General features: G+C 59.0%; 12 protein-coding genes and 1 pseudogene. 9 read left to right on the top strand and 4 right to left on the bottom strand.

Going from position 1 to position 19,032, the window contains the following annotated elements; all coding sequences use genetic code 11:
- Positions 1-565 precede the first annotated feature (565 nt).
- The 9 genes and pseudogenes from CRD60_RS09385 to CRD60_RS01975 form a co-directional block, all read left to right on the top strand.
- Positions 566-799: pseudogene (locus CRD60_RS09385) on the top strand (leucine-rich repeat domain-containing protein); the annotation flags it as partial.
- Between the two features lie 60 nt (positions 800-859).
- Positions 860-1,609: a leucine-rich repeat domain-containing protein gene (locus CRD60_RS02010; RefSeq protein WP_127975615.1), complete on the top strand. Its 750-nt coding sequence runs from the start codon at positions 860-862 to the stop codon at positions 1,607-1,609.
- A 372-nt stretch (positions 1,610-1,981) separates the two neighbouring features.
- Positions 1,982-2,752 carry an MBG domain-containing protein gene (locus tag CRD60_RS02005; RefSeq protein ID WP_113859612.1) on the top strand — a complete coding sequence of 257 codons (771 nt, stop codon included), beginning with the start codon at positions 1,982-1,984 and terminating at the stop codon, positions 2,750-2,752.
- 334 nt (positions 2,753-3,086) lie between these two features.
- A complete protein-coding gene (gene dapB, locus CRD60_RS02000) occupies positions 3,087-3,839 on the top strand; it encodes a 4-hydroxy-tetrahydrodipicolinate reductase (protein ID WP_113859611.1) in 753 nt (250 codons plus the stop codon).
- A 141-nt stretch (positions 3,840-3,980) separates the two neighbouring features.
- Entirely contained in the window at positions 3,981-4,886 is a 906-nt protein-coding gene (gene dapA, locus CRD60_RS01995; RefSeq protein WP_113859610.1) for a 4-hydroxy-tetrahydrodipicolinate synthase, read from the top strand.
- Positions 4,887-5,234: 348 nt separating this feature from the next.
- Complete coding sequence (locus tag CRD60_RS01990) at positions 5,235-7,295, top strand: ribonuclease J (RefSeq protein ID WP_236630769.1); 2,061 nt, start codon at positions 5,235-5,237, stop codon at positions 7,293-7,295.
- Between the two features lie 451 nt (positions 7,296-7,746).
- Complete coding sequence (pepN, locus tag CRD60_RS01985; protein WP_113859609.1) at positions 7,747-10,362, top strand: aminopeptidase N; 2,616 nt, start codon at positions 7,747-7,749, stop codon at positions 10,360-10,362.
- Between the two features lie 329 nt (positions 10,363-10,691).
- Complete coding sequence (gene glmM / locus CRD60_RS01980; RefSeq protein ID WP_113859608.1) at positions 10,692-12,077, top strand: phosphoglucosamine mutase; 1,386 nt, start codon at positions 10,692-10,694, stop codon at positions 12,075-12,077.
- A complete protein-coding gene (locus CRD60_RS01975; RefSeq protein WP_113859668.1) occupies positions 12,077-12,730 on the top strand; it encodes a peptide deformylase in 654 nt (217 codons plus the stop codon). Before glmM ends, CRD60_RS01975 begins: the two co-directional genes overlap by 1 nt.
- 25 nt (positions 12,731-12,755) lie before the next feature.
- On the opposite strand, the gene CRD60_RS01970 is transcribed toward CRD60_RS01975, so the two are convergent.
- From CRD60_RS01970 to CRD60_RS01960, 4 genes are all read right to left on the bottom strand, one after another.
- Positions 12,756-14,774: a hypothetical protein gene (locus CRD60_RS01970; RefSeq protein ID WP_127975614.1), complete on the bottom strand. Its 2,019-nt coding sequence runs from the start codon at positions 14,772-14,774 to the stop codon at positions 12,756-12,758.
- 339 nt (positions 14,775-15,113) lie between these two features.
- Positions 15,114-15,428 carry a glycerate kinase gene (locus CRD60_RS01965; RefSeq protein ID WP_236630768.1) on the bottom strand — a complete coding sequence of 105 codons (315 nt, stop codon included), beginning with the start codon at positions 15,426-15,428 and terminating at the stop codon, positions 15,114-15,116.
- Positions 15,421-15,549, bottom strand: coding sequence for a LacI family DNA-binding transcriptional regulator (locus tag CRD60_RS09010; RefSeq protein WP_236630767.1), 129 nt, complete (start codon positions 15,547-15,549; stop codon positions 15,421-15,423). Before CRD60_RS09010 ends, CRD60_RS01965 begins: the two co-directional genes overlap by 8 nt.
- Before the next feature lie 217 nt (positions 15,550-15,766).
- The gene (locus CRD60_RS01960) at positions 15,767-19,030 is read right to left on the bottom strand and encodes a DUF3427 domain-containing protein (RefSeq protein ID WP_113859606.1); all 3,264 of its coding nucleotides are present in this window, start codon (positions 19,028-19,030) and stop codon (positions 15,767-15,769) included.
- Positions 19,031-19,032: the final 2 nt, after the last annotated feature.

The raw sequence follows: 19,032 nt of genomic DNA, 5'->3' as shown, positions 1-19,032 counted from the left end.
GCAGTGTCTGCAGGTCAGGCATCAGTATGCAACTGAACATGGAGGATGTAGATACTTTCTTTCTAATAGGAAACGGGTTGTTGATAGAGTGCGTAACGTAGTATGTGCTGTGGTTTCCAATGGGTTGAGGAAAACTGTGTCAGGCACGGCTTTCTTGTCTTTTGCTATGCTCGCGACCTGCCTACAACCGCATATGGGCACAGCGGAGGAGACTGGTTCCAGTCCTGACGAATCATCCAATGTCGTTACACAGAGTAGACAGCCTCAGTCCTCCTTGCCGACCCATGATGACCGAGGCGACGCGCAAGAGTCAAAGGGGTCGGGGAACACCTTCTTACATGGCGCTGCGGATGCCCAGGATAAGTGGAGGTGGTCCTACGATGCCTCATTCTGCAGCGCAACCACCACTAGAACCCGCCCACTGTTTTAACCGGGGGGGGGGATGTAGTCATACCCCCAACCGTTACCGGACCTACCTCAGCTGGCTGTCCCACAGGCAGCTATACGGTAAGGGCCATAGGACCCAGCGCCAAGCAACACCAGCCGGCAATGCCTCCCTGCCGGCCTGGCCAGCCTGACCTTCCCCGATACGGTCACCAGCATCGGTAAGGCCGCCTTCTTCGGCAGCCGAATCGCTGCCCCCCACCTGCCCTCGGCCCTGACCTCCATAGGGGACCAGGCTTTTTACCAGAACAAGGCCCTGACCGCAGTGGATATACCCGACAGGGTCATCTCAATCGGCAGCTCGGCATTTCAGGAGAACGAGGCTTTGACCAGCGTGCGGTTCCCCGCAGGGCTCACCTCCTTTGGGGGGCCTCCGCCTCCAGGGCGACAAGGCCATGACGGCCATCGACCTGGCATGGACCAATATGACCTCCTGGCCACCAACGCCGTAGCTGGCAGCCCCTTCCTTCACGACGATGCCGTGACCGTCATCAAGCTGCCAGACAAGGTGGCCAACCTACCGCCCTTCGCAGGTTGCTTCCCCACTCTGCAGGAGCTCCACCTTTCACCCGCCCTGACAGCCATTCCCCACGATGCCTTTTCTGGCAAGGGCATACTCTCCAGTTTGGTTTTCGCTCCGACCTCGGCCTTGACCTTGACCGGTGCCTTGGCCTTCGCCAAGACGGCCATCGCATCCCTGGTCATCCCTGACAGTGTTACCGCGATTGAGGATAAGGCCTTCTCCGTGGATGACGACCTGACCCTGGGGTCTGGACTAAAGACCATAGGAGACCAGGACTTTGCGGCCAACAACATCGGCGGCAGGTTGAACCTGCCCGCCAGTCTCCTGAGCCTTGGCAAACAGTCCTTCATGTTCAACCAGCCCACAGCGGTCGCAGGGTGGGGTGCCATGGCCATCGATGACGATGCCTTCGACACCAACACCATCACCAGTCTGGATCTGGGGCCGGCGGGTCTGACCACCCATACGGCCCTCTACCAGCAGGCCGCCCGTCAGGTGGATCTATCCGTCCGTCCATATCGCCATGTCTACCTCGATGACCTCTTCGAGTCAGTTTCTCTTGGTGGCAAAACCAAGGCTCAACTTGACCTCTACGATTACGACAGGGAAGGGGCGGACCCGGCGGACCCCCCAACCATGTAGGGCTCCAGAGGGATGGGACTCGTTGGTACTTCACTGTTCCAGACGATATCAAACAGTTCAAATTCACATGGATCCTGGAAGGTGCTACCAAGGGTTGGCCCTACGAGGGTGTCTATACGGTGAGTGTGGCTGAGTCCAGCCGGTTGACAGATATCTGGGCCCACGATTCCAACTGGACCTTCAACAAGAACCGGATACCATCCAACAACTTCAGTGTAGGAAGAGTGATGGCAGCCCACTTGACTTGACCGACCCTGCCGGAAACCCCTACGATTTGACCAACCACAAGCGTGACCTGAACCCCGTGAGTCAACAAGGCGATTGGACGGTCGAATGCGGCTATAAGGGGCAGATGCCAAAGCCGCCATTCATGTGAGCAAGCAGAAGGTCACCTACAAGTTTCACCTCCATAAGAACAAGCAAAGCCGCATCTATGGTGCCCAGGTCCATAAGCCCGACCCCAGCGGCTATACGCTGACGGCTACTGACGCCACCACCGACCAGTCGGCAGAGATCACGGTCATCGAGGAGTCAGACTTGATGCTGGTGGATGCCGATGACGAATCAAAAGCCCATGAGGATAGGGTCTGTGACGAGCATACGTACATCGTCAGGCTCAATGAGCCGGGCAAGACGCGGATTCTGCATCTGCTGCACCGTGAGGACGATTTTGAGATGTTCGCCGAGGACAGCTCTGAGGACGACTTCATCATCAAGCCGGTCAGCGTCCAGGTGATCATCAGTGGCAGCGAGGAGCTCACCGCCGACGGGACTGACCGGTCCCCAGCTCCCCTCCTCCTATCAGGTCACGGCGGGCCAGCCAAGCGCCAAGGGCATCCGATCTGTCTGGGGGTCAATGACCTGCTTACGGATTCGGCTTTGGCAAGGGCACTGGGCCATTACCAGGTGCGGCTCTCCGACAGCGGCAAGGCCCATGTCAGGCAGGCGCTGGCTCCCAACTACGTTCCTGCAGACACTGGCGGATACCTGAGCAATGCCCGCTTGACCATGGTGTCGCAGTCCATGCACGTCACCGCCTTGCCCCTCACCGGTTCCGGGCAGGGGCTCATGCTGGCTCTGCCGGTTATCGGAGCCATCGTGACCTTCATGACCTGTCGATCTTCACGGCTACAGCCCCGCTGAGCGACTCAGGACCGGGCTGCCATAGGTGCCGGCGGTCCGGAGGTTCTGGCGGAAGACCATATCCGACCGCGCTTGGAAGCTCGGTGACGGGTAAGTATGGGAATGAGGGGGGACTGGCTCCGGTTTTTCTCCTACAATGGAATCATGCTTGCCGCTGCCGCCTTGATGGCCAAGCCAGTGACCATGAGCTGGACCCGCTCTATTTTGATGACGGCTACTGCCCCCTGGGAGACCTTCTTGCAGGGGGATGCCGGCCAGAGGTGGTCATGGGGGGCTGTGCTGGTGCGACGGTTATCGCCGCAACCATTGGAATGCCGTATGTGGAGGTTAGAGAATGATCAGAGTCGCGGTTGTGGGAGCCCAGGGGCGAATGGGATCGAGCGTGGTGGAGGCCGTCAAGGCCGCTGACGACATGGTTTTGTCTGCCTCTGTCGGTTCAACGGGGGAACTATCAGATATTAGGACCGACTCCACCGATGTGGCCGTCGAGTTCACGGTCCCATCGGCATCCTTAGGCAATGTGCTGACGCTGATTGGGCAGGGCGTGGACCTGGTGGTCGGCACCACCGGTTGGACCCAGGAGAAGCTGGACCAGGTTCGGCAGGCCTTGGCAACGGCCCCCCGCAAGGACCAGGCCGTCTGCATCGCACCCAACTTTGCCATATCCGCGGTGCTGGCTGATTACTTCGCCAGCAAGGCTGCGGAATATTTCACTTCCGCTGAGGTCATCGAACTCCATCACCCCGACAAGGTGGACGCGCCATCAGGCACGGCCATCCACACCGCCCAAGCCATCGGCCAGGCCCGTCGGCGGGCGCGCCTGGCATCCATGCCTGATGGAACCCAGGGTGAGGCCGCCTCCAGGGGGCAACTCATTGATGGCGTTCCCGTTCACGCTGTGCGGCTGCAGGGGCTCAATGCCCATGAGGAAATCCTGCTGGGCAACACCGGTGAGCAGCTGACCATCCGTGCCGATAGCTTCGACCGTTCGTCCTTCATGCCCGGCGTGCTCCTGGCCGTCCGCACCATTGCCGCCGGAGGCCACGAAGGCCTGACCGTCGGGCTTGATCAGTTCCTGGACCTCTAGGGGCCGGCCAGGCCGTCAGGCTACCGACAGCCAGGGCGGCGTGCCGCTTGGCTGCCGGCTGCCGGGTGAGCAGTGTCCACTTGGTGGTCATATGGCAGGAGTCAGGCCCTCAGCGTCTGCTTGAGGCAGTAGGTTAGGACTATGACTAGTGGAAGATTGCACCTCTTGGAACCGGCTCCCTTCGGCCGTATCATGCCTGCCATGGTCACCCCCATGACGTCGGATGGGTCCGTGGATTTCGAGGCCTCCCAGCGCCTGGCCAAGCAGTTGGTGGCCGACGGTGCCGACGGTTTGTTGGTCAACGGCACCACGGGTGAATCACCGGTCACCCACATGGAGGAGAAGGTGGACCTGGTCCGGGCCGTCAAGGAGGCCGTTGCCGTGCCGGTTGTCTCCGGAGCGGGGTCCAACGACACCATTCACTCGGTGCGTATGGCCGAGCAGACCCAGGAGGCTGGCGCCGATGCCGTGCTGGTGGTCGCCCCCTACTATTCCCGGCCAAGCCAGGAGGGCATCTTCCGTCACTTTGAGGCCGTCAACGAGTCTGTGGACAAGCCCATCATCATCTACGACGTTCCCGGCCGTACCGGAGTTCACATCCAGTTGGAGACCTACCGACGCCTGGCCGAGCTCGACCATGTCACCGCAGTCAAGGATGCCACGGGAGACATAGCCGGAGCCGTGCGCAAGCGTATGGAGACCGGCCTGACCTGGTATTCGGGCGATGACGGGCTCTTCCTGCCCTTCCTCTCCGTGGGGGCGGTCGGCATCATTTCGGTGATCGCCCATGGGGCGGCCTCGCCCATGCAGCAACTGGCCCAGGCCTTCGACCGGGGAGACATCCGCCAGGCGCAGGAGCTGGCTGTTCGTTTGGCCCCCCTGGTCGAGGCCATCAATGGCGCCGGTTTCCAGGGGGTCATGGCCAAGGCCCTGCTGCAGGTTCGTGGCTTGCTGGAGGACACCACCATGCGCTTGCCCAATGTAGGCCCTGGCCCCCAGGAGCTCGAACGAGCCAGGCGGGGTCTGGAGGCAGCGCAACTGCTGTGAGCCGGCCTTTGAAACCCTCATTGACCTTCCGGGGGCAGGGTGAGTCTAGAATGAAAAGAGTGAACCGGTCGCAAGACTTGGGAACAATGGGTACTGCCGAGCGCAAACAGCTCTACAAGCCTTTGACATGAGACTTACGACCCTGACCGGCTCCCCATGGTTTGCGGACCGATAGGGCAGGCAGCCAGGAAGCGGACCGGGCCTGGACAGGCGAAGGCATTTTCGCCCCGGCTGCCCACAGGCCCCGCACATGCGTGCGGGAGGACCGCGAACCGGCCGGTAGGGCTGACATGAAGACCTCGTCTGTATGTAGATACAGACACTAAGTAATAGAAATCCGAAGAGGAAATGGTAGTAGAACAAGAACACGAGAACAGAACAACAACTCAGCGTCGGCGGGGATCCAAGGCCAACAAGGCGGTAGATGCCGTAGAGACCCTTCCTCCCGTGAGTGAGGGCCGTCAGTCCAGGCGCGCATCCTCCAGCGCCGGGAAGCGAAGCGAGGGCGTGCGCGCAGAGCGTTCATCACGCTCCGAATCCAGCTCCTCGGAGGGGCAGTCCCGTTCCTCCTCCAGGCGAGGCAAGGTGGGCACCGACAGCCGTCGGTCCGGCTCTGGCCGTTCCGGCACCAACGCAGGCCGCTCGGCCGGTCGTGGCGGCCGTGGTCGTGGCCAGCGGGTCGTAGTCCCCCAGCAGGAGGAGATTCTGGTGGCTCCTCCCAAGTACCGCAAGGGGTCCATGCGAATCGTGCCCTTGGGTGGCTTGGGCGAGATCGGCCGCAACATGAACGTGATCGAATACAACGGTCACCTGCTGCTCATCGACTGTGGTGTGCTCTTCCCCAAGGATGAGCAGCCTGGCGTGGACCTGATCCTGCCTGACTTCCACTACATCGAGGATCGCCTTGACGACATCGAAGGCCTGGTCCTGACCCACGGCCATGAGGACCATATCGGCGGCGTGCCCTACCTGCTCAAGATGCGCCCGGATATTCCCCTGATCGGGTCCAAGCTGACCCTGGCCTTCGTCAAGGCCAAGTGCGAGGAACACCATCTGAATCCCAAGACCGTCGAGGTCAATGGCCGTGACAAGCTCAAGGCCGGCCCCTTCAGCCTGGAGTTCGTGGCCGTCACACACTCCATCCCCGACGCCCTGGCCGTCTGCGTCAAGACTCCGGCCGGCACCATCATCGACACCGGCGACATCAAGCTGGACCAGCTGCCTCTGGACCACCGGATCACCGACCTGGTCGAGTTCGGCAAATTGGGCGAACAGGGTGTTGATCTGCTTATGATCGACTCCACCAATGCCGAGGTCCCCGGCTTCGTCAAGCCCGAGACCTCCATCGGCCCCGAGCTGGATAGGGTCTTCGCCGATGCCACCCGCAAGATCATCGTGGCCTCCTTCTCCTCCCATGTCCACCGCGTCCAGCAGGTGGTCGACGCCGCCAAGAAGAACGGCCGCAAGGTGGTCTTCGTGGGCCGGTCCATGGTCCGCAACATGTCCATCGCCGCTGATCTGGGCTACCTCCACCTGCCCGAAGACACGGTTGTGGACCTGAAGAAGGCCAAGGACATTCAAGACAACAAGATCGTCTACATGTGTACCGGATCCCAGGGTGAGCCCATGGCGGCCTTGGGCAGGATAGCCGATGGCAGCCATCGCGACATCACCGTCAACGAGTTCGACACGGTGGTGCTGGCATCCTCCCTTATTCCCGGCAATGAGTACGGGGTCTACAAGGTCATCAACAAGCTGGTCCAGAAGGGCGCCAAGGTCGTCAACAAGAACAACGCGGCCATCCACGTCTCCGGACACAGCGACGAGGGTGAGCTTCTCTACCTCTACAACATCATCAAGCCCAAGTGCGCCATGCCCATCCACGGTGAGAACCGGCACCTGGTCGCCAATGGCCTGATCGCCGTCAAGACCGGCATCGAGCCCTCCAATGTGGTTTTGGCCGAGGACGGCGACGTGGTGGACCTCTACCATGGCCAGGCTGCCGTGGTGGGTTCAGTTCCCTGCGCCTATGTCTACGTGGATGGCGACACGGTCGGCAAGTTGACCGATGAGGAGCTGGAGAAGCGTCTGATTCTGGGTTCCGAGGGCTTCGTCTCCGCCTTCGCTGTGGTCGATACCGACCATTCCGAGGTCGTGGCCGATCCCAAGATCTACCTGAACGCCATGCCCGAGGACGAGAGCCAGTTCGACCAGGTCCGCAAACAAATCGTCCGCCAGCTGGAGGACGCCATGATGGACGGCACCAAGGACACCCACAAGCTCCAGCAGCTCATGCGCCGGACCATCGGCTCCTGGGTGGCACGCCAGCTACACCGCAAGCCCATGGTCGTGCCGGTGGTCGCCGACATCGCCACCGACGTGGTCGAGGACACACTCGGCAAACGCTGAGAGATTGCCTGAGACCGTCACAAGAGCTAGGGGCCGCATCCGATAAATCGGATGCGGCCCCTAGCTCTTGTCTGGCGACTTGCCAGAAGCTTGTGTGTAGTAAGAGGTGGGATCTCCTGCCCTGACTGCCTGCCATGTGAAGGCTTTAGGGCAGTCAAAACAGTAGTCAGGCCGTCAAAGCGTGCATCAGTGCCTTCATTCGCGTAGATGTTCGTGGCTAACTATAGCAAGCTGTCCCCAACGCATGGCAGTTCCAAGCTTGCCAGATATAGCATATGGTGCCGAGCTGCATGCCTCGCATTGCCTGAGCATGCACACTAGCCTTACCGCAAGTGCATGTGGCTGGATGCCTATGGGAATGGATAGACTGGATTCAAAAGGCAGGTCTGCCGGTGGCTGTGAGCCGCCAGTCAGCCCTGTCATGTGTACATACCCACAAGGAAAGGACACCATGCCAGGAGCAAATCTCACCCGGGTGGAAGCAGAAGAACGAGCAAGTCTTATCAAGGCGCCAATCACGTATGCGGTCGAGCTTGACCTGACCCAGGGTGCCAAGGACTTCGGTTCCAGGTCCACCATCAGCTTTGATGCGCAGCCGGGAGCTTCCAGCTTCCTTGACCTTATCGCTGACCGGGTGGAGTCCGTGGAGCTTAACGGCCATGCCCTGGACCCGGCCCAGGTGTTCAAGGATGACCGGATCGAACTGCCGAACCTCCAGGTCCACAACACCGTCACCGTGGTGTCCAGCTGCCAGTATTCAACCACCGGCGAGGGACTCCACCGGAGTGTGGACCCCTCCGATGGGAACATCTACCTCTACAGCCAGTTCGAGGTGCCCGATGCCCGCCGTGTCTACGCCGTCTTCGACCAGCCTGACCTCAAGGCCAGCTTCGACTTTTCGGTCAAGGCCCCGGAAAGCTGGCTGGTCACCTCCAACATGCCTGTCGCCACCCAGCAGCCGGTAGAGGGAAGCACGGCTGAAGGCACCATGGGCGACCACCCGGCCGAGTCGGTCAGGCTCTGGTCCTTCGAGACGACCCCGGTCATGAGCTCCTACCTGACTGCCATCTGCGCCGGTCCCTATGCCGAGTGGCACACCGATTACGCCAATGAGGACGGCCGCACCGTCACCATGGCCATGTACTGCCGCCAGGCCCTCAAGGAGGCCTTTGCCAAGGACGTCGACTACCTCTTCGACATCACCAAGAAGGGCTTCGCCTTCTACGCCAAGACCTGGGGCGTGCCCTACCCCTACGCCAAGTACGACCAGATCTATGTGCCCGAATACAACGCGGGTGCCATGGAGAACATCGGCATGGTCACCATCCGTGACTCCTACGTCTTCGAATCCAAGGTGACCGATGCCCTGGCCGAGCGCCGCGTGGTGACCGTCCTGCACGAGCTGGCCCACATGTGGTTCGGTGACCTGGTGACCATGAAGTGGTGGAACGACCTGTGGCTCAACGAGTCCTTCGCCGAGTTCATGTCCACCCTCTGCACGGCCGAGGCCACCGACTGGCACGAAGCCTGGGCCACCTTCTGCTCCGGTGAGAAGTCCTGGGGCCAGAACCAGGACGAGCTGCCCACCACCCACCCGATCGTGGCCCCCATCAAGGATCTCAAAGACACCGAGGTCAACTTCGATGGCATCACATACGCCAAGGGCGCTTCCGTCCTCAAGCAGCTGGTGGCCTACGTGGGCCGCGACAAGTTCTTCCAGGGCATCCACTCCTACCTGACCAAGCACGCCTACTCCAACGCCACCCTCGCCGACCTGCTCACCGAGCTGGAGGCCGCCTCCGGCCGTGACCTGAAGTCCTGGAGCGCCCAATGGCTGGAGGAGCCAGGCATCAACACGCTGCGTGCCCAGGTCTGTCAGGCGGCGGACGGGACCATCGAATCCCTGACACTGACCCAGAGCGCCCCAGCTGACCACCCGGTCCAGCGTTCCCACCGCCTGGCCATTGGCTTCTACAATGCCGATCCGGCCACCGGTGCCGTCAAGCGGACCGACCGAATCGAGCTGGATGTGGATGGGGAGAGCACTGAGGTGGCCGAGGCTGCCGGCAAGCAGCGCCCAGACTTCATCCTCATCAACGATGAGGACCTGACCTACTCAAAGTTGCGCTTTGACGACAAGTCGATGCAGTTCGCGGCGCAGAACCTCTACCGCTTCGACGATGCCCTGACCCGGGCCGTCATCTGGCTCTCCTTCTGGGACATGACCCGCGACGCCGAGTTCCCGGCTGAGCGTTTCGTGGACCTGAGCCTGAAGATGCTGTCAACCGAACATGAATCCACCAGCTTCCGCTATGCCCTGCAGTGTCTGAAGACCACGGTCTGGCACTACACGGCCCCGGCCCGCCGCCAGGCGGTCGCCAGCCACGTGGCTACGGAGCTGTGGAAGCTGGCCCAGGCCGCGCAGGCGGGCTCTGATGAGCAGTTCCAGCTGGTTACCGCCTACCTGGGCTACGGTCAGGAGGGCGACCAGGCCTTCGCCGCTGACATCAATGGACTTCTGGATGGTTCGGTTCAGTTGTCCGGTCTAGAGATCGACAACAACCTGACCTGGAACCTGATCCAGGCCCTGGCTGCGGTCAACCAGATCGACCAGGACGGCATCAAGGCCCAGCTGGCCAAGAAGGAGACCACGGAGAACCGCCAGTTCGCCTATGCGGCCCTGGCCGCCCAGGCCAAGCCGGAAGCCAAGGACTGGGCCTGGAATCAGGCCTTGCACAATGCCGACCTGACCAACGCGCAGATGGACGCCATCTGCCAGGGCTTTGACTTCACCACAGATTCGTCTCTGGCCCAGCCCTACGCCGAACGCTACTTCGAGGCCGTCGATTGGATCTGGGAGCACAAGACCTTCCATATGGCGGAGACCCTGCTGGAGGGCCTCTACCCGGTCTATGCCGACCCCCAGGAGTTGGTAGACCGTGGCCAGGCCTGGCTGGACTCCCACCAGGACGCGGCCCGGGCCCTGAGGCTCCTGGTCATGGGGAATGTCGACGCCAGCCGCCGGCACCTACGTGTCTCCGCCTACAACCAGGGGCTCAAGGCCTAGACAGCAGCTGTCGGTGGGCTGGGGGTCGTCCCTGCCTGTCTGCCTGTGGAGTGAAGCCGCCTTTGCTTGGCAACGGCGGCTTCGTCGTACCTGCAGGAGGTGCTCCGGTTCAGCCGGCAATGGGGTCAGGGTGGCCGATGTCCTTACGGGGGAAGACCGCCAGCAACCTTTGCCTCTGATTGAATTGCGAGGAAACCGAGCAGCATTGCCGGACCTGTCGGGGCCGAGGAGGGTGGCTGGGTAGCATGGTGGTCGGTAATGGTTCGACGGTGCCCTGGTCCAGCTGGGCCGGTGCCTGCACCGTCTGATGGATAAAGCGAGGACGAAGCATGCCCAGAATGTTTGGAACCGATGGTGTCCGTGGTCTGGCCAACCGTGATCTGACCGCACAGTTGGCCCTGGATTTGGGCGATGCCGCCGTACGTGTCTTGGGGCAGTCCACAGGTGGCGGCGACAAGCCGGAGGGCCGCCACCGAGCCCTTATAGGCCGCGATACCCGTGTGTCCGGAGATTTTCTGGCTTCGGCCCTGGCGGCCGGCATGTCTGCGGGCGGTTTTGATGTCATAGATGCCGGCATCATTCCGACTCCTGGAGTGGCCTACCTGACTTCGGTCCTCAATGTGGAGATGGGTGCGGTCATATCCGCCTCCCACAACCCGATGCCAGACAACGGCATCAAATTCTTCGCCCGTGGCGGCTTCAAACTGGCCGACAACAAGGAGGACGAGATCGAATCCGTCCTGGGCCAGGAGTGGGAGCGCCCAACCGGCGCCGGCGTGGGTCGTATCAGCCATGACACCGACACCGCCACCAACCTCTACATTGACCACCTGGTCTCCACCATCGCCCCCATCGCCGCTGACAAAACCCAGTCCAAGCCCCTGAGTGGTCTGAAGATCGTGGCCGATTGCGCGAACGGCGCCACCTCGGTCGTGGCTCCCGAGGCCTTGCGTCGGGCCGGCGCGGAGGTCGTGGTCATCAACGCCTCACCTGACGGCTACAACATCAACAAGAAGGCCGGCTCCACCCACCCCGAGCAGCTCCAGGCCATGGTCAAGGCCTCCGACGCCAACCTGGGCGTGGCCTTCGACGGCGACGCCGACCGTTGCCTGGCCGTGGACGAGGACGGCAGCATGGTCAACGGCGATCAGATCATGGGCATCCTGGCGCGGGCCAAGCAGAGGGCCGGCAAGCTCAACCATGACACCCTGGTGGTCACGGTCATGAGCAACCTCGGACTCAAGCTCGCCCTCAACAGTATGGGCATCAAGACCGTGCAGACCGGCGTGGGAGACCGCTATGTGCTGGAGGAAATGCTCAAGGGCGATTATTCCTTGGGTGGCGAGCAGTCGGGCCACGTCATCAACCGTGCCTTCGCCGCCACCGGCGACGGCACCCTGACGGCCCTGACCCTCTGCAAGGAGATCGTCGATTCCGGCCGTTCCCTCAAGTCCCTGGCCGCCGACTTCCCCCAGCTGCCCCAACAGCTCATCAACGTTCCCAACGTGGACAAGCATGCCGCCCCCAGCAACGTCAAGGTCCAGGAGGCTGTGGCCCGTGAGACCGAGCTGCTGGGAGACAGTGGCCGTGTGCTCCTGCGCCCATCCGGCACCGAACCCCTGGTCAGGGTCATGTGCGAGGCGGGAACCCAGGAGGAGGCGGACCGGGTGTGTGAGCGCCTGGCCAAGGTTGTAGCAGAGGAGTTGGCCCTGTGATTTTCACCCATAGCACCCAGGTCGATTCAGGCCTGAACAAGGCGGTCGAGCGGCTCATCAAGACCGGCGGCAAGGAGCGGATACTGCCCATCGTGCAGCTGGGCGAACCTGTGCTGCGCCAGCGGGCTGTTGCCTACAAGGGGCAGTTGACCAAGAAGACCCTGACCGAACTGATCGAGGTCATGAGAACCACCATGCTGGATGCACCCGGCGTCGGTCTGGCTGCCCCGCAGATCGGCCTGGGTCTGGCCTTCGCCGTGATAGAGGACCATGTGGGCAATGATGACGACGACCCACGGGAGTTCGCCGAGGTGCCCTTCCACGCCATCATCAACCCCTCCTACAAGCCCCTGGATGCCCAGACCCGCAGCTTCTACGAAGGCTGCCTGAGCTTCGAGGGCTACCAGGCGGTTCGCCAGCGCTGGTTGAACATCGCGGCCAGCTGGGAGGACGAGGATGGGATCCGCCATGAGGAGGAGCTGCATGGCTGGCCGGCCCGTATCTTCCAGCATGAGACCGACCATCTGAGCGGTGAGGTCTATATCGACAGGGCCTTTATCCGTTCCCTGAGTTCGGATGAGAACCTGGATGACTACTGGGCCCAGGATCCGGTTCCGGTGGCGGCGGCCGCCGAGCTTGGCTTCGACTTGTAATAAGTCAAGGCCCCACCGGTCGTGCTCAGGCTTCCAGGAAACCCCTTAGGGCCTGTGCCAGGGCCGGCCGGTCGGGGAAGTGATCTGTCAGCTTTCTGGCTATGGTCGCCGCCTCATGGAAGGAGAACACTTTGGCGTAGAGGCTGAGGGTCTGCGATAGGTGCTGGTAGGCGATTCTACGGTCAGGTAGCCTGCCATGGTAGCTTCCGTCCATACCAATGGGGCCGAGGATGATGGTTCGGGCCTTGTCCGGCAGGCCGCGGGCGATGGTGGGTGCCAGGCGCAAGCGGGACTCAGGGAAGCGGCGGCAGTAGCGCCAGGCGGCACGGCTCAAGCCCTGGTCGATCAGCAGTTCCTCATAGGCGCGATTTGGGGTGAAGCGCCCTTGGCCGTCGGCATAGGAGGTCATCAGGGTCTCTATCTGCACAAGCAGATGGTCGTCGCAGGCCCAGTAGAACCTGCTGAGAAGCTCCCGGGCGCTGTTGGTCGGTCCGCTTGCCTGTATGGTGCCCAAGGGGGTGGATGTGGAATATATGGCGACAGGGTCGGTGCCCTGTTCCATCTGCCTGGTCCGGTTTGAATCTGACGTATTGACTGCTGGTTTGCCGGTGTTCGGCTCGTAGAATTCGATGATCCGTTCACGATACAGGTCGATTAATTCCTCAGTGCGTCCCAGTTTGACCAAGGCCAGTTCCTTGAGGGATTCCCATCCGTAGGGGAGTGGTTCCTCTGGCAGGCTGAGTATCTCCTGGTTGGGATTGGCGGCAGTCACCTGTTCCGAAAGCGACAGGAGACCAGACCAGTCACGCCTGCCGATCAGCCTGATGGCCCAAGCGTCGGCCATGGGTTCCAGATGCAGATGTTCAGCCAGAAATTGGTCGGCCCTATCCTCCTCGCCGCCGACCCGCAAAAGGTCATGCTGAAGGAAGAGGCAGACCTGGTCGAATTGTTGACCTATCAGGTCGAAGGGAATGTCGACAAGATTGCCGTCTGAGTCCTCGAAGAGGTGGTTGACCGGATTGTCGGGGTCTGTTGGGTCGTCGGGATCGGTGAACCGTGTTGGACCGCCATGGCCATCAGGGTCCTTCTTGCTGGTCTCCTCGGCGCTGCCGCCGGCCTGCCGGCCATCCCCGTGGCCGGTGGTGCGTTCCCGTCGGACCCTGTCCATGGTGCTGATTGCCTGCTGTAGGGCGTCGTATGCCAAAACCCTGGTGTCATCCCACTGGGCGAAAGAGAGGCAGGCTGAGAGCAGGTGCATCATCTGCACGGGGTTGAGCAGAAAATCATCCTTGCACACCACGGTCAGCAGTAGTTGCAGGGACTCCTGGGCAAGCTGGGTGTCGGCCTGACTGGCCAGGGCATCCATGTAGATGCGCAGCTGTTCGATCAGATCCTTGAGGAATTCAAAGCCCTGGCCGTCCCTGTCGGCCACCCGGCCCATAAAAGACGAGGTCAGCTCGATGGCGGCTACCAGATTGCCAAGCGCATCCTTCCAACGATTGCTGGCCATGGCATTGGCCACGACCGCCTGGACGCCGGCCAGGGCCTGGGACTCCAAGTCAAAGGTCGGCATGTCCATGCGCAATATGCCCAGCTGACTGCCAATTCCCGCAAGGCTTTCCTGGTTCTTGTCCTCCATGTCGGCCAGGTGGGTCTGCTCGTATAGGTACCAGTCCATGGGGAGTGTCATGACAGTCCTGGCCTGATCAGTTGGGGCCACGGGGGAGTTCGTGAGCCGTTGGGCGAGGTCCTCGGATGAGTCGCTGATGAAGCGATTCCAGAAAAAGGCCGGGCCATCCAGTCCGCTCTCCGGCTCAATGTCCTGATTCACGGTCTCGATCAGGATCTCAAAATCATGCCATTGTGGCTGTGGCGGGCGGCTGCCCCTTATCCTGGTTTGTCCGGATTGGTTCTGACCGCGGTCTTGCTTGGAGGCGGCGGCGGACCCTACCTGTTCGCTGTCGGGAACGTCGCCATTATGGTCATGCGGGTTGTCCTGGCAGGCTTGACGGTCTTCCTCTGACGAAGGATTCTCGCTTGCCATAAGGTCCTCTCTCGATTCCTGACCACAGGTATGCAGTCTTGCGTTGCTCTTGTTGTTGGCCTGTATCTGGTTGCCGAACAGCGTACTGCCGCAGACCATCCGGCACCCTAGTGCGTAGGACCAGCCTACCTGATTGCGCTGTTACCCAAGGCGGACTGAGCTGAAGGGGAAGTCCTGCAAGACATTGTGGCGCGATGATGGCTGTGGGGGAGGGTTTGTAGGTTTGTTTACCTATGGGGTCAGTGGGTTTTCAAGAGGGACGCTCACCCACACGGAAAGGTAACATGTCCTTCCCCTCTGGGTGAGCGTCCCTCCTGGGCGGCCATCGGTCTGTTCTGTTCAGACGATCAATCTGGCCAGCTTCTCGGATACCCTGGCCAGATTCTCCGCAGTGCCTGCAATGGCCTGGGGCAGGCTGATGGCTCCCGGACTGATACCGAAGACGGCGTCGATGCCCACCTCATAGAGTTGGTCGATGCCATCCCCGACGGAACCGGCCAGGGCAATGACCTTGCAGGAGGGCGAGGCGGCCTTGACGGCCTGAGCTGTACCCATCGGGGTTTTGCCGAACTTGGTCTGGAAGTCGATGCCACCCTCGCCGGTCCGGCCAAATGGATGACCTGGTATACCAGCTCTGCGATTGCCCTTATACACTCGTCCTTTCGCTGAAGGCCTCCATCTGGTCGTCCCTGTGGTTGATGACGTTAGAGACGGTCTTGATGGACACGTTCGCTTTCCTGACGACATCTTTGATGGTGATGTGAATGTTGGTCATAATCCAATTTCCTTAGGGCGCTGGATTGTGCAGCCAATGGACCTATGCACCATTGGACTGGTCCGCTAGCTATTGCTTATAACCTTCAACCCGTACTGACTATGTAATCTATCCACCAGTGTCTGTGAAAGCCAGCACAGGAATTGTCCGGGTGCCAGATAAGACTGCTCTACGCTCATTCGTCATAAACATCAGAGAATAGCAATATTCGACCAGACTAGAACGCTGGCTGACCGGTTAGATGTTGGAACAGTTCTGGATCCACAGGTTTGTTGAGATGAAGGGTTGAGATGACTACCTTATGACTATTTCCGCTCTCCTCCTTATTGATGCTCTCATGCGGGCGGATTACTTGAGTCACATTGCCGACGAAGTAGTAAGTGTTTTCTTTTTCCTCTGCCTTTCGTTTGATGAAAACTGGCACGAATTGTTCCCTTAGCTCCCATACTGAGGTATTATGGTTGTCTGCACATAGCCACCGATATTCTGGTGAAGATAGAGTACGGCCATTTTTGCTGAACCATTCGATATTCTCGGTGGTGAGGAAGCGGTCCCCATATTGGCTTGCTTCGTATTTGATGAATATTGGCATGGTGCCGGTGTCCTTGTCCAACTTGTACCCGCCTACGTTTTGTGGAATCTGTTCCTGCCGCCAGCCGCATAGTTGCATGACATCAAAGATGCTGTATTTCTCGCCGTAGATAAAACCATGATCTGGAAGGATTCTATCTTCTTCCGCACGGCTGTATAGTTGTGTGCACAGAGTCAGACCAGTTAGGACCGTATCCCTGAAGAACCATGCAAAAGTAGGATTCTCCCGCAGTGAACTCATTAGCTCTGCCGACAAGGCGTAGGTATGCCGGTTTATTTCCCGTACCATTGGTGTTCCACCGAAGCGTTCCCGGTTCTTCTGATAGAAGTATGAGTAGTCAAGGAAGCTAAGTGCCGATTGGCATTGGTCGTCGCTGTTGTCGGCGAGTGGGAATTCCCGACGGACCAATGCCTGCAGTTGCTTAATGCTTATGGAATGATGCCCAGCTGACTCATCCACAATGGCTGAAATAAGGAAATCATCTGTATTTTTACGAGCAAGGTTTAAATCCGATTCATCGAACCCACACAGTATTCTCAAGGCCAGGAGTACATGTGGTCTCAATCCCCGCAATTGTGTGCTGGTAAGCATGGTCAGCATTCTCTTTTCTGTAATGTTGACAGACTGACATGCTCTTGCAACACGGAAAGAGTCCGTATCAGAATTGGATAAGCTGAGCTCTCGAGACTGGGCAAAGTTCAGATAGTTGCCATTTTTGCTGGCCAGTGTATATACCAGGGAGCTATCTCTCTCAACGATGTCTGCCAGAAGGGGAAGTCGTCCTAATTCGAATCGCAACTCTCGATATATGCGACTTAGACGCTTCATCTCAGAGAGGTCGGCTATGGCCAAAGACTGTAGCACGAGCTCTTTAGCTATGGGGTCAAAGCTAATTGAGGAAATTCCTATGGATTCCTTTTGCATGTTCTTGCGGGCTCTATCTCTATCTCCAGTATTGCCATATAGGGCAAGCGGTATGAGATAGTTGTTGGCGTAATTGCCTATGAAGTCGATGACGACCACCGAATCCTTGCCTTCAGCCTTACGTAGTCCTCGGCCTAGCTGTTGGGTGAAGATGATGCTCGACTGAGTTTGGCGCAGCATGACGATTTGGTTGATCGCTGGTATGTCTATGCCTTCGTTGTACAAGTCCACAGTAAAGATGTAGTCGAGTTCACCGTTTGTCAACAGTTCGATGGCTTGTTGTCGGTACTCCGATGAATCCTGACTTGTTGCGGCGCAGGTTCGGAAGGGGCGTTCAGCCTGTTCGTTGAATTGCTGGTTGAACATGCTTGACAGTTTGCGAGCTTCTTCTACGCGGCTGCAGAAGATCAGACCTTTTATGGGGACCCCTGCCTGACTGTACTGCTGGATTTTGTCTATAATATAGCGGACACGTTTTGGATCGGTCAGTCGCTCGAACCAACCCTGAATGTTGGTGCGATCCTTATTGGACGCTGACTGTGCAGCTAATGATGCTGTGGTTCCCTGTGATCCGTCCTTTTCGATGCCGTATTCGCTGACCCCGTAATAATGGAAGGGGCATAGCATGTTTTCCTCTAGCGCCCGCTGAAGTCTTATCTCATAGGCGATGTTGCTACCGAACAAGGCGAAAATGTTTTCTCCGTCAGAACGTTCAGGGGTGGCTGTCATACCTAGCATGAATTTCGGTCGGAAGTAGTTAATGACTTTTCCGTAAGAGCCGGCTGCTGCGTGGTGTGCCTCATCAACCAAAATGTAATCGAAGTCATCAGGTTTGAATCCGGATAGGGACTCTTGCTGCGAAAGTGATTGTATGGTTGCAAAAAGATACGTTTTATCCCTTTCTTTACTGCTGCCTGACAGAAGCCCTACCTGGCTATCGTCAACTCCAAGGACCATCTTGTATGATTCCATGGCTGTTTTCAGTATTTGCTGTCGATGTGCGATGTACAGCATTCGCCTGGGCTTGCAAGCTTTTACGTCAAAAGCAGACAGATATGTCTTGCCGGTTCCGGTGGCGGAGATGATGACGGCTCGGTTTTCGCCTTCTGACCTGAGACGTTTCAGGCTTTCCAGTGCTTCGTTCTGCATGGCATTAGGTATGATCGGCATATGTTCGGAAGGTTGGCCGCTTTGGGCCTGAACTGGGCGGAGAGGGGCATGCTGCTTGAATTCCTCCTCATAGGAGTTCAGCCAGTCGGCATCCAATGGGACAGATTCCTCAATTTGCGTCTCTATTTCTGAGGCGATTTGATTCGGCAGGCTGCCGAATCCTGTCGCTGAGACTTTTAGATTCCATTCACGGTTCAGTCGCAATGCCCGGTCGGTGAGGTTGGAGCTGCCAATGTATGCCGAAAACACCTCGCCATCTTTGCTGGTTCTGCGGAATATATAGCCTTTGGGATGATAGCCATAGCTTGCCGAAGGTGATGGGGCCTTAGGTGCTATCCCGGCTTGCCAGACCCGGACTTCGATTCCTGTCGTCATTTGTAATTTCAATAATTCCGAAAAAACACGTGGTGAGTTGAAATAGTTATATGTTGACGTAATGATTCTGCCCGCTGGCCTGCCTTTGCTGGCGGTGCCCCTGTTGGCATTGCACCCTTGCCGGTCGTCGGGACAAACAGAATGGGCGAAATTAAGAAAGTTCTGCTTTAGCGATTGCAATTCGAATTGGCTGATAAAGGCTACAGACATGTCGAATTCCTGGCATAGGTCGAGCTCGTTCCTGAGTGCTCGTTCCATGGTCAGGCCATCATGGTTTGCAATCAGGATTGGCTCAAAATCGTTCTGAACCTGGGAGTTCTCTCTCACGAATCCTGACAGTGCTGCCTGTGTAATGAGCTGTTGGGTGGTCTGTTCCAGCTCATCGTGCTCGGTTGCATTCGTTGTTGATCCGGTACTCATTA

This window comes from Bifidobacterium aemilianum, from assembly GCF_003315635.1.
In the GTDB taxonomy this organism is placed as follows: Bacteria; Actinomycetota; Actinomycetes; order Actinomycetales; family Bifidobacteriaceae; genus Bifidobacterium; species Bifidobacterium aemilianum.
This window is presented reverse-complemented; position numbering and strand designations above follow the sequence as displayed.